Below are 13,838 nucleotides of genomic sequence, written 5' to 3' on the forward strand. Positions count from 1 at the left end.
GATTCTTTCCCCCCGACTTATGAATCGATATAGCGTACGAGCTCAATCGTGCCTTCAAGCAGAATTTCCTCAGGCAAAATCGTTTTGATGACAAAGTTTTTGCCTTGAATGATGCACTGCCCCTGTTTGAGCATCAGCCTTACTTCCGTATCGCTGAAAAGCAAAAGCCCTCTGTGGTTTTCAATATATATGTGAAGTCTTCCTATCATCGTGATCCTCGGAAGATCCATCATGACATCAGGGGGAATTTCCAATGTTCTTGTCAGCCACGCTTTGATGCGGTTTTTTCTTTGCGCCATAAAAAAAGAACCCCCTTTCATCTCATATGTATGAGTGATATGGGGGTTCTAATACTTAAATTTTAGGCCGGCGCCTCATTGTGTAATGCGGCTTTCTCGACCGCGGAGGGCCGAATACTTCGCTGAGTACAACGCCTTGGACAATCGTGTTTTTATTCATATCGAGCAGCTCTTGTTTCCGGTTGACCACCCGGCTGCTCTGCTTTTTAATGGCCCGTTCAACGGCCGGCATGGACCGCTCGGCATCCGCTTGTATTCTGCGGAGTTCTGCGGCCATATCTTCGCTTTTTGCAGCAGCCGCTGCTGCTGCAGGCCGTTGTTGTTTGTTTTCTGCCGGCTGGCGCTGTGCCGTCTGCTTCGGCGTCGTCTGCGTTTTCGGCCGTTCAGGCACCGGTTTTCGCTTGGTTTCTTCATTTTCATCATTTTTTCCGAGCTTGTTGAATATGAAGGAGATGGCTGCGATGATGGCCGCCATGATAATCGGATTGTCGAACAGGATATCAAGCAATGAGCTCCCTCCTTTTTACAGGGGCTTGTTTATTTATGATCCTCTTCATTTTGGTCTTTCGTCATCTTTCCGAAAGAATCGCGCATGTCTGTGTCGGCGTCGATGTTTTTCATATTGAGGTAGTCCATGACTCCGATCTTTCCGCTGCGGAGAGCTTCAGACATCGCAAGCGGCACTTCGGCTTCTGCCTCGACGACTTTAGCACGCATTTCTTCGACGCGGGCGCGCATTTCCTGTTCTTGCGCAACCGCCATGGCGCGGCGTTCTTCTGCTTTCGCCTGGGCGATGTTTTTATCGGCTTCAGCCTGGTCGGTCTGCAGAATCGCTCCGATGTTTTTGCCGATGTCAACGTCAGCAATATCGATCGATAGAATTTCAAACGCTGTGCCTGAATCCAATCCTTTGCTCAAGACGGTTTGTGAAATCATATCCGGGTTCTCAAGCACTTTTTTATGATTATCGGAGGAACCGATTGTCGAAACGATCCCTTCGCCGACACGGGCAATGATTGTTTCTTCTCCCGCTCCCCCGACAAGGCGGTCGATGTTTGCGCGAACCGTGATTCTCGCTTTTGCTTTCACTTCGATACCATCCATTGCTACACCGGCAATAAACGGCGTTTCGATGACTTTCGGATTAACGCTCATTTGAACGGCTTCAAGCACGTCACGGCCCGCTAAATCGATGGCCGCACATCTGGCGAATGTGAGTTCAATGTTTGCACGCTGGGCAGCGATAAGCGCGTTGACAACCCGGTCAACATTACCCCCTGCAAGATAGTGGCTTTCAAGCTGATTGATAGTAACATCAAGTCCCGCTTTATGCGCTTTGATCAGCGGGTTCACCACGCGGTTTGGAATGACGCGGCGGAGCCTCATTCCGATCAGTGTGAAAATGCTGATTTTAACACCAGCGGCCAAAGCCGAGATCCACAGCATGACCGGGACGAATGTAAAGAAGACAGCTAGTAAGATGATTCCGGCTGCTATAATAAGCAAAAGAAACAGTGTTGACGGATCCATAATATTCCTCCTAATAATATAATTTATAATTCTCTCACAACAATGCGTGAGCCTTCCACTTTAACCACTTTCACTTTCTTGTCCTTCGCGGTGAACGAGCCTTCAGATACGACATCAAGCCGTTCATCGCCGATGATGACCGTTCCGGACGGTCTGAGCGGTGTAAACGTGACGCCGGTTTTACCAATTAAATCGCGCCGGCTTTCATTTGACACATATCCGCTTTCCGTGCTTGTCGAGTCAGTTAAGATCAATTTTTTAAAAAATTTCATACGCTTCCCCAACACCCTTGTTAATAGAATGGATGCCGCTATAGAAACAGCAGTTGCAATCAAAATGGAGACGGCCATGACCTTAAAGCTTCCCGATGCTAAAAAGAGGCTCGCAACAATCGCGATCAGGCCGGCAATCCCTGCTATTCCGCCCGGCAAAAAAATCTCTAAAATGATTAAAATAATGCCTGCTGCAAACAGAAGGATCGTTTCCATTCCGGCAAGCCCGGCGACGAGATGACCGTAGAAAAAGAGCAGCAGCGCGGAGAGTCCCATAAAGCCGGGGATCCCAAAACCAGGCGAATAAAGCTCGACAATCAGCCCGAGACTTCCGATTGAAAGGAGAATCGGAATCACGACCGGATGCGTGATGAACCGGGCCACCTTTTCGGCGAAGCTCACCTCGGAACGCTCGATTTTGGCATCCTTCAAGTTCAGCTTTTTCAAAAGATCATCAAGGCTCGAAACTGTGCCTTCGGAATAGCCGACTTCCAGCGCTTTGTCAGGGCTTAATGTGAGCAGCTCGCCCTTCGGCGCCCCAACTTCTTTAGCATCGACATCCGCATCGGCCATCGCGAGAGCGTATTTCGGATCACGTCCGTTTTTTTTGGCTGCGTCTTCCATTTCAGCGAGCCACAGAGATTCCGACTTTTTATCAGCGGCATTTCCCTGCGTGTCAATGATCGCGGCAGCTCCCATTTTCCCGCCGGGCGCCATATAAATATCGTCTGCATTCAAGGCGAGGTAAGCGCCTGCGGACAGAGCCCTTCTATTCACATAAGCGGTCACCGGAATGTCGGAGTTATGTATCGTATCAGCCATGTCAAGGACTGCATCGACCGCTCCGCCGGGGGTATTGATATCGAGTATGATATGTTTGGCATTCATATCTTCCGCTTCTTGAAAAGAACGCTCAAGAAATTTTGAAAGCCCTTTTTCAACCGTTTCTTCGATCGGAATGACATACACTGTATCTCCATCCGCTTTCACGGTCAAATGAACGCCTAGTAATAAGAATAAAACAAAACCGCTGGCCAGAGCAACAAAAATTCTAAATTTTTTCAGCAGCAACGATGTCTGAGACCTCCTTCCCCTATTATCATTAACATTACATACGTTATAAATGTAGCAAAGGTTTCATCTTTCTACTACTTTTCTATTGTATGAACACGCACAAAAAAAGACGCCTTTAATTGCTTAAAGGCGTCTTTTTCTTAAGACAGTTGTTTGCTGACAAGCTTATTGACGAGACCGCCGTCCGCCTTGCCTTTGACTTTCGGCATGATAGCGCTCATCACTTTGCCCATATCCGCTTTTGAAGAGGCGCCGACTTCGGCGATCGTCTCATTGACGATGCCGAGCAGCTCTTCTTCCGTCAGCTGTTCAGGCATATAAGCTTCCAGAATGTCTAACTCTTTTTGAACTTTATCTACTAAATCTGAACGATTAGCGTTTGAAAATTCATGGAGGGAGTCTTTACGCTGTTTTAATTCACGAGAAAGAACAGTCAGTTCTTCATCATCGGTCAGCCTGTCTTTCTTAAGCTTGATTGCTTCGTTTTGAAGCGAAGCTTTGACCATGCGAATGACAGTCAGTTTGTCTTTCTCACGGTTTTTCATATAGAGCTTCATATCTTGATTCAGCCGCTCAAGAAGACTCATAAATCCACCCTCTTTTAGTATTTGCGCTTTCTTGCAGCTTCAGACTTTTTCTTGCGTCTTACGCTAGGTTTTTCATAAAATTCACGCTTTCTTGCTTCCTGCAAAGTACCTGTCTTTGATACACTGCGTTTGAAGCGACGAAGAGCATCTTCAAGCGATTCGTTTTTTCTAACGACCGTTTTTGACATTCTCTTTCCCTCCCTCCGAATACACCAATCGACTGCTTTAAAAAAAGACATACATATAAACATGTACTTTGACATTATAATATAAGCCTCCGGTAAGGTCAACCAAGGAGAATCGTTTTATTGTTCAGTCATGATTTCGGCAGCTTGTCTGTATATATTTATAAAGGAGGCTGTTCGAAAAACTGATGATAATCTTGATCTTATTCATAATATTGATCGTTCTTTTTCTCAAAGGCATGAGCATGCTGAGAAAAGGTTTGATTTCACTGACATTTGAAAAAATCGAAAAGCGGCTGCTGTTTTTCACGGATCATCCGGTGAAAGCCTTTTTGGTCAGCATTGTATTTACGGGGGTTTTGCAAAGCAGCTCGGCATTTATGGTGATCGTCATTGGCTTTGTCTCGGTAGGCGCCCTTTCATTTAAACGTTCGATTCCGCTCATTTTGGGAACAAACATCGGGTCCACCTTCACAACGGAATTTTTGGCGGTGAAGCTGGAATTTTTGATTTTTGCCCTCTTTGCCGCAGGTGCGGTTCTTTTCATGGCCGGAAAATCCCCTTTTCGGCAAGTGGGCGTAAGCATGATCGGCTTGGGTGTTATTTTTTTCTGTATCAGCGGCTTTAGCCGGCTTGCCGTGCCGTTGTCACAGCTAGACTCGGGCGCTTATATTGTGCAGCTTGCTGAAAATTCACCGCTTTACGCCTTAATCATCGGCACGGTGTTGACCGCGATGATTCATTCCAGTTCGGCGTGTGTCGGCATCCTGATGAGCTTTATGGATCAAGGTGTCGTCGGTTTGACCGAAGCGATGAGCGTTGTTCTCGGCTCCAATATCGGGACATGCATCACAGCCGTGATGGCGTCCTTCAAAGGCGGAGCTGCGGCCAGGCAAACGGCTTATGCCCATGTGCTGTTTAATGTCATCGGTGTAGCAGCTGTATACCCCCTGCTCTCATCAATAACAGGCTTTATCTCCGGACTGTCTGAAAGCCCCGCTCAGCAGATTGCCCATTTCAGCCTGCTCTTCAACGTCGTCACATCCCTATTGTTTCTGCCGCTCTCAAATCTGTTTCATTCGCTGATCATGTTTCTCATTCCAAACAAAAACCAGGCCCGGTAAACGCCTGGTTTTTGTTGATTAGTAGTCTTCATCCGTTGTTAAGCCTTTGACAATCGACACGCCTGCGCTTGCTCCGATTCTCGTCGCTCCGGCTTCAACCATGGCAAGGGCGCTTTCCTTATCGCGGACGCCCCCTGATGCTTTAACGCCGATAACAGGTCCGACAGCTTCCCGCATCAGTTTTATATCCTGAACTGTCGCACCGCCGCCGGAAAAACCGGTCGATGTTTTGACAAAGTCGGCGCCGGCTTTTACGGCCAGTTCACAAGCGTGCCTTTTTTCTTCATCCGTCAACAGTGAGGTCTCTATGATGACTTTTACGAGAGCTTTGCCGTCTGCCGCGTCTGTCACCGCTCTGATGTCATGCTCCACGGTTCGGGTATCGCGGTCTTTTAATGCACCGATGTTGATCACCATATCAACTTCACCGGCCCCGTCTGCAATCGCCTGCCTGGTTTCAAAGGCTTTTGTTTCCGGAGACGCCGCACCTAAAGGAAAGCCGATAACCGTGCACACTTTCACTTCTGAATCTTTAAGAAGCTCGGCGCACAGCTTTACCCAGCAAGGGTTGACGCAAACGGAAGCAAAATCGTATACACGTGCTTCTTTGCAAAGCGCTTCGATTTCGGATGTGACAGCATCAGGCTTCAATAGCGTGTGATCGATCATTCGCGCAATTTGTTTTGTCATCGTCACGACTCCTTTTCAAGTGGTTGTCTTTTATGATATTCGCAAAAAAAGCCGGAACACCTTTTTCGTGAACCGGCTAAATTGATCATTTATGACGATAAGCGGATGTTTTCATGGACGTCGTCTTCGGCGACGCGGACGAACTGGCCTTTATTGTACGGATAGCCGGCTTTTAAGATCTTCACTTTAACAAGCTGGCCGATCAGGTCTTCGGAACCTTCGAAAACGACCTTCATATAGTTGTCCGTGTAGCCGACAAGCAGATTGTCTTCGCCCGTTTCCGTGAACGGCTCTTCCGGAATGATTTCCAGAACATCGCCTTCATAATCTGATGCGTATTCTTTCGCAAGCTGATCTGAAAGAGCGATCAGTTTGTGAACTCTTTCGTTTTTCACGTTCTCGTCAACCTGGCCGTCCATGCGTGCTGCTGGAGTTCCGGTCCGTTTGCTGTACGGGAAGACGTGGAGCTCGGAAAACTTGTGTTCTTTAATAAAGTTGTACGTCTCCATGAATTCTTCTTCCGTTTCCCCCGGGAAGCCGACGATCACATCAGAAGTGACTGCGAGCCCCGGAAGAGCTTTTTTGAGTTTCGTCAGCCTGTCAGCGAAAAACTCCATCGTATATTTTCTTCTCATCCGTTTTAAAACGCTGTTTGAGCCGGATTGAAGCGGAATGTGAAGGTGTCTGACGATCTTGTCTGAGCGGTCAAGCACTTCAATCACTTCGTCTGTAATTTGGCTCGCTTCGATTGAAGAGATACGGATTCGTTTCAGACCTTTCACACGGCTGTCCAGTTCTTTCAACAGCTGTGCAAAGTTGTAGTCTTTCATATCTTCTCCATAACCGCCGGTGTGAATACCGGTTAAAACGATTTCTTTATAGCCGGCATCAACGAGCTGCTGCGCCTGGCGGATGACTTCCTCAGGGTCGCGGGAACGAAGCAGGCCGCGCGCCCACGGAATGATGCAGAATGTGCAGAAATTGTTGCAGCCTTCTTGAATTTTCAATGAAGCACGCGTTCTGTCGGTAAATGCAGGAACATCAAGCTCCTCAAACACTCTTGCTTTCATAATATTGCTGACGCCGTTAATCGGCTGTCTTTCTTCCTGGTACTGCTGAATATAGCCGAGCATTTTTTCGCGGTCCTGCGTACCGACGACGATATCAACGCCCGGGATCGCCATGATTTCCGCCGGGGAAGTCTGGGCGTAGCACCCTGTCACACAAATAACGGCGTCAGGATTTTGGCGGATCGCCCGTCTGATCACCTGGCGGCTTTTTTTATCACCTGTATTTGTGACGGTGCATGTATTAATGACGTATACGTCCGCCGAACTTTCGAATTCTTTTCTTTCGTAGCCGGCTTCTTTGAAAAGCTGCCAAATTGCTTCTGTTTCATAATGGTTGACCTTGCAGCCAAGTGTATGAAATGCAACGGTTGCCATTGTTATTCACCTCTTAATAACTCTGTATGATAAGAAACTGCCGCCAACGCGTACAGCGGAGCTGTTTCCGCCCTTAAGATCCGCGGACCGAGCCCGCAGGCGAGGGCTCCTTTTTCTTTAAGCGCCTCAATTTCATCTTCTGAAAATCCGCCTTCAGGACCAAACACCATGAGCACGGATGATCCTTCCGGCAGGCTTTTGAGCACGGATTGAAACCGGCTTGTCTCGCCTTGCTTTGATGACTCTTCGTATGCAACGACACATTTATCGAAGTCCTCAAGGCTCTCAAGCAAACGTTGAAACGTGTGAACCGGCGCCACATCGGGAATCGTGTTTCTGTGGGACTGTTCTGCGGCTTCCTTGGCGATTTTCGCCCACCTTTCCCGCTTTTTCTTTGCCTTTTTTTCATCAAGTTTAACAACGGAGCGTGATGCCTGAAAAGGAATAAACGAGCTTGCACCGAGCTCTGTCCCTTTTTGAATGATCCATTCCAGCTTATCTCCTTTTGGAAGGCCGTTTGCAATATGGATCTGGACGGGCAGTTCGCGTGTTTTCCCCGTCCATTCGATTACGCTCAATAAAACCTCTTCTTTTGTGACGGACTCGATCCGGCATTTCGCTTCATGGCCGTCTTTTGCACAGCAAATGACCTCGTCTCCGGGAGACATCCTCATCACGGTCGCAATGTGATGAACGTCTTCGCCTTTGATCGAGAACACAGGTGCGGCCGTGACCTCTTGTTTTGATTGTTCGATAAAATATCGTTGCATACGCTTGTCACACCTACTAACGATTATTTTTTAGCGATGATGCTGACCCAGTCCTCCATTGAAAGAACCTCGACGATCGTAAAGCCTTCTTTCACCAGTGCATCTTTGACTTCCTGTTTTTTCTGCTGAATGATTCCCGAAGTAATGAAATAACCGCCGTCTTTCAACAGGCTGTATGCCTGATCCGTAAAGCGCAAGATGACCTCGGCCAGGATGTTGGCGACGATGACGTCTTTTTCCCCTTCGACGCCGTCAAGCAGATTATTTTGCTTGATCTCGATATGATCGCTGACTTTATTGAGCTTGGAGTTCAAGCGGGCGCTTTCCACGGCTACAGGATCGAGATCATATCCTTCAACCTGTTTGGCGCGAAGCATGGCTGATGCAATGCTCAAAATGCCTGTTCCCGTTCCGACATCCACGACCGAATCCCCTTCTTTCACATACCTTTCGAGCGCCTGTATGCAAAGTACGGTTGTCGGGTGTGTGCCTGTTCCGAACGCCATTCCCGGGTCCATCTCGATGATGAGCTCATCCGTATGAACCGGTGTGTACTCTTCCCATGTCGGAACAATCGTAAACTTCTCGGAAATTTTTACGGGATGATAATATTTTTTCCATGCTGTCGCCCATTCTTCTTCGTTAACCTCGCTGATGGTGATTTTGTTGCGTCCGAGGTCAATATCATACAGCAGCAGATTATTGATGGTTTCCTTGATTCCTTCTACGGTCTCTCCCAAAAAGCTGTTGATCGGGAGATACGCTTTAATGATGACTCCTTCATCAGGGTAATCATTGGGGTCGAGCTGGTAGATTTCTCCGTATACATTCTCACGCTCTTTAATTAAATCAAGCGGATCTTCAATTACGACTCCACTCGCACCAGCTTCATGCAAAATATTCGAGATGGGCTCAACCGCTTCATGTGTCGTGTGAATGCAGATTTCGGACCATTTCATACTACCAACTCCTCATCCAATCATTAATCGCCTTTAAAGGCGCGCTTTACTTTATCGAAAAAACTCATTTCCTGTTCATCCGGCATATTTCCGCTCACTTCTGCAAATTCGCGGAGAATATTTTTCTGGTTTTCTGTTAAATTCGTCGGTGTCACGACGCGGACGACGATGTGCTGATCGCCTTGACCGTACCCGCGTACGTTGGCAACGCCTTTTCCTTTTAAACGGAACTTGGTGCCTGTCTGCGTGCCCGCGGGCACTTTTAATTTTACTTTACCGTGAAGAGTAGGCACTTCGATTTCGTCCCCGAGCGCAGCCTGTGCAAATGTCAGCGGCATTTCGCAGTAAATATCGTCTCCATCGCGCTCGAAAAATTCGTGTTCTTGGACGCGGAAAACGACGAATAAGTCACCTGACGGACCGCCGTTGATCCCCGGTTCACCCTGTCCGGATACTCGAAGCTGCTGGCCGTCATCCACACCCGCCGGGATGGTGACATTGATTTTCTTGCGTTTTTTCACTTTTCCTGTACCGCCGCAAGTTGAACATTTGTGCTTAATTTGCTTACCCGTTCCATTACAGTAATGACATACTCTTCTGTTGACAACTTTTCCGAACGGAGTCGACTGCTCCATGTTCAGCTGGCCAGAGCCGCCGCAGTGTGAACAGGTTTCCGGCTTTGTTCCCGGTTTCGCGCCTGAGCCGCTGCATGTTTCACATGTTTCTTCACGCGGAATTTCGATCGTCGTCTCTTTTCCGAAGGCCGCTTCTTCAAATGACAGTGTCATCGTATACTGCAGATCGGCGCCCTGCCTCGGGGCATTCGGGTCTCTCCGCCTTGCGCCGCCTCCGAAAATGCTTGAGAAAATATCGTCAAACCCAAAGCCGCCGAAGTCGCCGCCGCCGAAACCTCCGCCGCCAAATCCCTGATTTGGATCGGTGTGGCCAAACTGGTCGTAATGGGCCCGTTTTTGGTCATCAGAAAGTGTTTCATAGGCTTCTTTGACTTCTTTGAATTTTTCATCCGCTCCGGCTTCTTTGTTGATGTCCGGGTGATATTTTTTAGAAAGCTTGCGGTAAGCTTTTTTAATCTCATCTTTAGAAGCGCTCTTACCTACCCCAAGCACCTCATAGTAATCACGCTTACTCATCTCTTCACACTCCCGATTTTCTCACATAAATTAGATTGTATCATTTCAAATTATGTTTTTTCAATTCCTTTTGTCCTTTAGGAAGAAAAAAGTCAAAGTCAAGAGATCCTGACTTTGACTTTCATCGCCTGTAAGGTCATGTGCTGTGCAAACCGGGGTAAGCACAGCACATTTTATTTCAATTATTTTTGATCTTTGTCGTCGTTTACTTCTTCATATTCAGCGTCAACGACATTGTCGTCGGCTTTTTTAGCGCCGGCGCCGCCGTCTTGCTGAGCCTGAGCCTGTTTTGCAGCTTCTTCGTAAAGCTTCATTGAAAGCTCTTGGACGATCGCTTGCAGCTCATCTTTTTTCGCCTTGATTTCATCAAGGTCATTTTTCTCGATCGCAGCTTTTAACGCGTCTTTTGCATCATTCGCTTTTTTCACTTGCGCTTCATCGGCTTTGCCTTCAAGATCTTTCAGCGTTTTTTCAGTTGTGAAGACAAGCTGATCCGCTTCGTTGCGAAGCTCGATTTCTTCTTTTTTCTTCTCATCCGCTTCGGCGTTTTCTTCAGCTTCTTTCACCATGCGTTCGATCTCCTCGTCAGAAAGACCTGAAGAAGATTTGATCGTGATGTTTTGCTCTTTGCCGGTACCCAGATCTTTCGCGCTGACGTTGACGATACCATTCTTATCGATGTCAAATGACACTTCGATTTGCGGTACGCCGCGAGGAGCCGGCGGAATATCTGTAAGCTGGAAGCGTCCGAGCGTTTTGTTGTCGGCAGCCATCGGGCGCTCACCTTGGAGCACGTGGATGTCAACCGCTGTTTGGTTGTCAGCCGCTGTTGAGAACACTTGGGACTTGCTTGTCGGGATTGTCGTGTTGCGGTCAATCAGCTTCGTGAACACGCCGCCCATTGTTTCGATACCAAGTGACAGCGGAGTTACGTCCAGAAGGACAACATCTTTGACATCGCCTGTGATGACGCCGCCTTGAATGGCTGCACCAAGGGCTACGACTTCGTCAGGGTTGACGCCTTTATGCGCTTCTTTTCCAGTTTCTTTTTTGATCGCTTCCTGAACGGCAGGAATACGTGTTGATCCGCCGACAAGAATTACTTTGTCGATTTCGCTTGCAGAAAGCCCCGCATCTTGAAGAGCCTGGCGGACTGGACCCATTGTGCGCTCTACCAAGTGTGAAGACAGCTCTTCAAACTTCGCGCGGGTCAGTGTCAATTCAAGGTGCAGCGGACCTGCGTCACCGGCTGTGATAAACGGCAGCGAAATTTGTGTAGAAGATACGCCGGAAAGGTCTTTTTTCGCTTTCTCAGCCGCATCTTTTAAGCGCTGAAGCGCCATTTTATCTTTAGAAAGATCAATGCCGTTTTCTTTCTTGAATTCTGAGACGAGATGATCGATGATCACTTGGTCAAAGTCGTCTCCTCCAAGGCGGTTGTCACCCGCTGTAGAACGAACTTCGAATACGCCGTCTCCCAATTCAAGGATGGAAACGTCGAATGTACCGCCGCCAAGGTCGTAGACGAGGATCGTCTGATCTTCTTCCGTCTTATCCAGACCGTATGCAAGCGCAGCTGCAGTCGGCTCGTTGATGATCCGCTCAACTTCAAGTCCGGCGATTTTGCCGGCATCCTTTGTCGCTTGACGTTCTGCATCATTGAAGTATGCAGGAACTGTGATTACGGCTTTAGATACAGTTTCGCCTAAATAGCTTTCAGCATATGATTTCAAATGCTGAAGGATGATGGCAGACACTTCTTGCGGCGTGTACTTTTTGCCTTCGATTTCAACTGTATAGTCCGTGCCCATGTGGCGCTTGACCGACATGATCGTGTTCGGATTCGTGATGGACTGGCGTTTCGCCACTTCACCCACCTGGCGCTCTCCGTTTTTAAATGCAACAACCGAAGGAGTCGTGCGGGCTCCTTCTGGATTTGGGATGACTTTCGGCTCTCCGCCTTCAAGCACTGCAACGCATGAGTTCGTTGTTCCCAAGTCGATTCCGATTACTTTGCTCATGATTTTTACCTCCTGCTATGTAGTTATTGGTTGACTTTTACCATAGAAGGACGGATCACCCGGTCCTTAAGTTTATAGCCTTTTTGCAGTTCCTCAACGACTGCGTTTGATTCGTACGCTTCATCCTCGACCTGCATAACAGCCTGGTGCATGTTCGGGTCAAATTGCTCTCCGACTGAAGGAATCTGTTCAACTCCTTCATTTTTAAGAGCCTCCAAAATTTGACGGTGCACCATTTCCATCCCTTGAAGCAGGCTTTTCGTCTGCTCGTTGTCAGGATCGATCTGTAGCGCGCGTTCAAAGTTGTCAAGCGCCGGCAGCAAATCGCTGATGATGCGCTGGGAACGGTACTTTTCAGCAGCCTCAAGGTCAAGGCGTGCGCGTCGTTTGTAGTTTTCAAAGTCCGCCTGAACACGTAAAAGTTTATTTTCTTTTTCTTCAAGACGTTCTTGAAGTTCTTTTAGTTGTTTTTCAAGCATTTCTGTTTGCGTGTCTTCTGCCGGGGCATCAGCTTCAGCAGCCGTTTGTTCGGCTTCGGCTGTCTCCGCTTCTGTCTCGTTCAGTTCCTCTTGTTCGTTTAGCTCTTCAGTTTGTTTTTCTTCTGCCATCTGTGTTCACCTCCCTTAAAGGATGAGTTTCATGATAAAGAAGGGATTTCTCCCTTCTGTTTTGTTTTCGGGTACTGCCTTACCCATCATACAAACTTGTCAACGCTTTTGACAAGTCAGATGATACGTGCTGAAGCAAACCGACGACGCGGGAGTAGTCCATGCGCGTCGGCCCGATGACCGCGATGGAGCCGATCTGTTTTGAACCGACCGTGTATGTCGCGGTAATCAGGCTGCAGTTTTCCATTTCTTCATAGTCGTTTTCCTTGCCGATTTTAATGGTAATTCCGGACTCAGTCGACTGAAAGAGCCGGAGAAGCTCCTGTTCTTTCTCAATGAGCGACAATAGCGATTTCACTCTGTCAATATCGTGAAATTCGGGCTGATTCAGCATATTAATCTTGCCGCCGAAAAACAGCCGGTCGGTTTGAACAGATGAATCCAGCGTTGCGCCGAGCCCGTGTAAAATCGTATCGTAATTTTGGATATGCGACTTTAAGAAGATGACGACCTCTTTGAAAATCCTGTCTTTCAGCTCTGAGATCGGCACGCCTCTAAGGCGTTCATTTAATATATTCACCAGCTTTTCGAGATCGGAAAGATTGACCTCCGCCGGAAAATTGATCGTTTTATTCTCGACATGGCCGGTATTCGTTACTAGAATGGCAACGGCCTTCTTAGGCTGAATCGGCACAATCTGGATCTGTTTGAGATGATTTTCGCTCAGTCTCGGACCGAGGACAATCGATGTATAATTTGTCAGATCAGACAGCACTTGAGCCGACTTCTGCACCGCTTTTTCGAGTTCAAAGATTTTTTCTTTGAAAACCGAATGAATAATGTTCAAGTCCGTTTTTGACAGCTTTCCGGGTGAAAGCAGATGATCGACATAATAGCGATAGCCTTTTTCAGAAGGAATCCGGCCTGAAGATGAGTGGGTTTTTTCAATAAAACCGAGCTCTTCCAAGTCAGCCATTTCGTTTCTGATCGTTGCTGAGCTGAATGTGATATCTTCCTTTTTGGAAAGCGTTCTTGATCCTACCGGCTGAGCTGAACGAATGAAATCGTTGACGATAACCTGTAAGATTAACAGCTGACGATTTGTTAACATCCATATCACCCC

General features: G+C 47.7%; 15 protein-coding genes. 1 reads left to right on the forward strand and 14 read right to left on the reverse strand.

Features of this window, described 5'->3' with window-relative positions; genetic code table 11:
- Positions 1 to 17: 17 nt before the first annotated feature.
- From yqfC to rpsU, 6 genes are all read right to left on the reverse strand, one after another.
- Positions 18 to 299: a sporulation protein YqfC gene (gene yqfC, locus M1D59_RS14035; RefSeq protein ID WP_020452247.1), complete on the reverse strand. Its 282-nt coding sequence runs from the start codon at positions 297 to 299 to the stop codon at positions 18 to 20.
- A gap of 55 nt (positions 300 to 354) precedes the next feature.
- Positions 355 to 807 (reverse strand): hypothetical protein, encoded by a 453-nt coding sequence (locus M1D59_RS14040; RefSeq protein ID WP_020452248.1) that lies wholly within the window; start codon positions 805 to 807, stop codon positions 355 to 357.
- 29 nt (positions 808 to 836) lie between these two features.
- Positions 837 to 1,829 carry a flotillin-like protein FloA gene (floA, locus tag M1D59_RS14045; protein WP_020452249.1) on the reverse strand — a complete coding sequence of 331 codons (993 nt, stop codon included), beginning with the start codon at positions 1,827 to 1,829 and terminating at the stop codon, positions 837 to 839.
- 23 nt (positions 1,830 to 1,852) lie between these two features.
- Positions 1,853 to 3,172, reverse strand: a complete 1,320-nt coding sequence (locus M1D59_RS14050) for an NfeD family protein (protein ID WP_020452250.1) — start codon at positions 3,170 to 3,172, stop codon at positions 1,853 to 1,855.
- Positions 3,173 to 3,315: 143 nt separating this feature from the next.
- Positions 3,316 to 3,762: a GatB/YqeY domain-containing protein gene (locus M1D59_RS14055; RefSeq protein ID WP_023855244.1), complete on the reverse strand. Its 447-nt coding sequence runs from the start codon at positions 3,760 to 3,762 to the stop codon at positions 3,316 to 3,318.
- 14 nt (positions 3,763 to 3,776) lie between these two features.
- Positions 3,777 to 3,950 carry a 30S ribosomal protein S21 gene (gene rpsU, locus M1D59_RS14060; RefSeq protein WP_003183654.1) on the reverse strand — a complete coding sequence of 58 codons (174 nt, stop codon included), beginning with the start codon at positions 3,948 to 3,950 and terminating at the stop codon, positions 3,777 to 3,779.
- Positions 3,951 to 4,135: 185 nt separating this feature from the next.
- Here rpsU and M1D59_RS14065 point away from each other — a divergent pair, with 185 nt between their 5' ends.
- The gene (locus M1D59_RS14065; protein ID WP_145654286.1) at positions 4,136 to 5,071 is read left to right on the forward strand and encodes a Na/Pi symporter; all 936 of its coding nucleotides are present in this window, start codon (positions 4,136 to 4,138) and stop codon (positions 5,069 to 5,071) included.
- Positions 5,072 to 5,089: 18 nt separating this feature from the next.
- Here the strand turns inward: M1D59_RS14065 and deoC are convergent, their stop codons facing one another.
- From deoC to hrcA, 8 genes are all read right to left on the reverse strand, one after another.
- Complete coding sequence (gene deoC / locus M1D59_RS14070) at positions 5,090 to 5,761, reverse strand: deoxyribose-phosphate aldolase (protein WP_128822577.1); 672 nt, start codon at positions 5,759 to 5,761, stop codon at positions 5,090 to 5,092.
- Positions 5,762 to 5,850: 89 nt separating this feature from the next.
- Positions 5,851 to 7,206 (reverse strand): tRNA (N(6)-L-threonylcarbamoyladenosine(37)-C(2))-methylthiotransferase MtaB, encoded by a 1,356-nt coding sequence (gene mtaB / locus M1D59_RS14075; protein ID WP_026579280.1) that lies wholly within the window; start codon positions 7,204 to 7,206, stop codon positions 5,851 to 5,853.
- Between the two features lie 2 nt (positions 7,207 to 7,208).
- Positions 7,209 to 7,976 carry a 16S rRNA (uracil(1498)-N(3))-methyltransferase gene (locus M1D59_RS14080; protein WP_026579279.1) on the reverse strand — a complete coding sequence of 256 codons (768 nt, stop codon included), beginning with the start codon at positions 7,974 to 7,976 and terminating at the stop codon, positions 7,209 to 7,211.
- 23 nt (positions 7,977 to 7,999) lie between these two features.
- Complete coding sequence (prmA, locus tag M1D59_RS14085) at positions 8,000 to 8,935, reverse strand: 50S ribosomal protein L11 methyltransferase (RefSeq protein ID WP_095291031.1); 936 nt, start codon at positions 8,933 to 8,935, stop codon at positions 8,000 to 8,002.
- A 23-nt stretch (positions 8,936 to 8,958) separates the two neighbouring features.
- The gene (gene dnaJ / locus M1D59_RS14090; RefSeq protein WP_020452258.1) at positions 8,959 to 10,086 is read right to left on the reverse strand and encodes a molecular chaperone DnaJ; all 1,128 of its coding nucleotides are present in this window, start codon (positions 10,084 to 10,086) and stop codon (positions 8,959 to 8,961) included.
- A 182-nt stretch (positions 10,087 to 10,268) separates the two neighbouring features.
- Positions 10,269 to 12,107 carry a molecular chaperone DnaK gene (gene dnaK, locus M1D59_RS14095; RefSeq protein ID WP_025811135.1) on the reverse strand — a complete coding sequence of 613 codons (1,839 nt, stop codon included), beginning with the start codon at positions 12,105 to 12,107 and terminating at the stop codon, positions 10,269 to 10,271.
- Positions 12,108 to 12,130: 23 nt separating this feature from the next.
- Entirely contained in the window at positions 12,131 to 12,715 is a 585-nt protein-coding gene (gene grpE / locus M1D59_RS14100; RefSeq protein ID WP_020452260.1) for a nucleotide exchange factor GrpE, read from the reverse strand.
- A 79-nt stretch (positions 12,716 to 12,794) separates the two neighbouring features.
- Positions 12,795 to 13,826, reverse strand: a complete 1,032-nt coding sequence (gene hrcA, locus M1D59_RS14105; protein ID WP_020452261.1) for a heat-inducible transcriptional repressor HrcA — start codon at positions 13,824 to 13,826, stop codon at positions 12,795 to 12,797.
- Positions 13,827 to 13,838 lie beyond the last annotated feature (12 nt).

This window comes from Bacillus sp. PK6-026 (assembly GCF_054161455.1).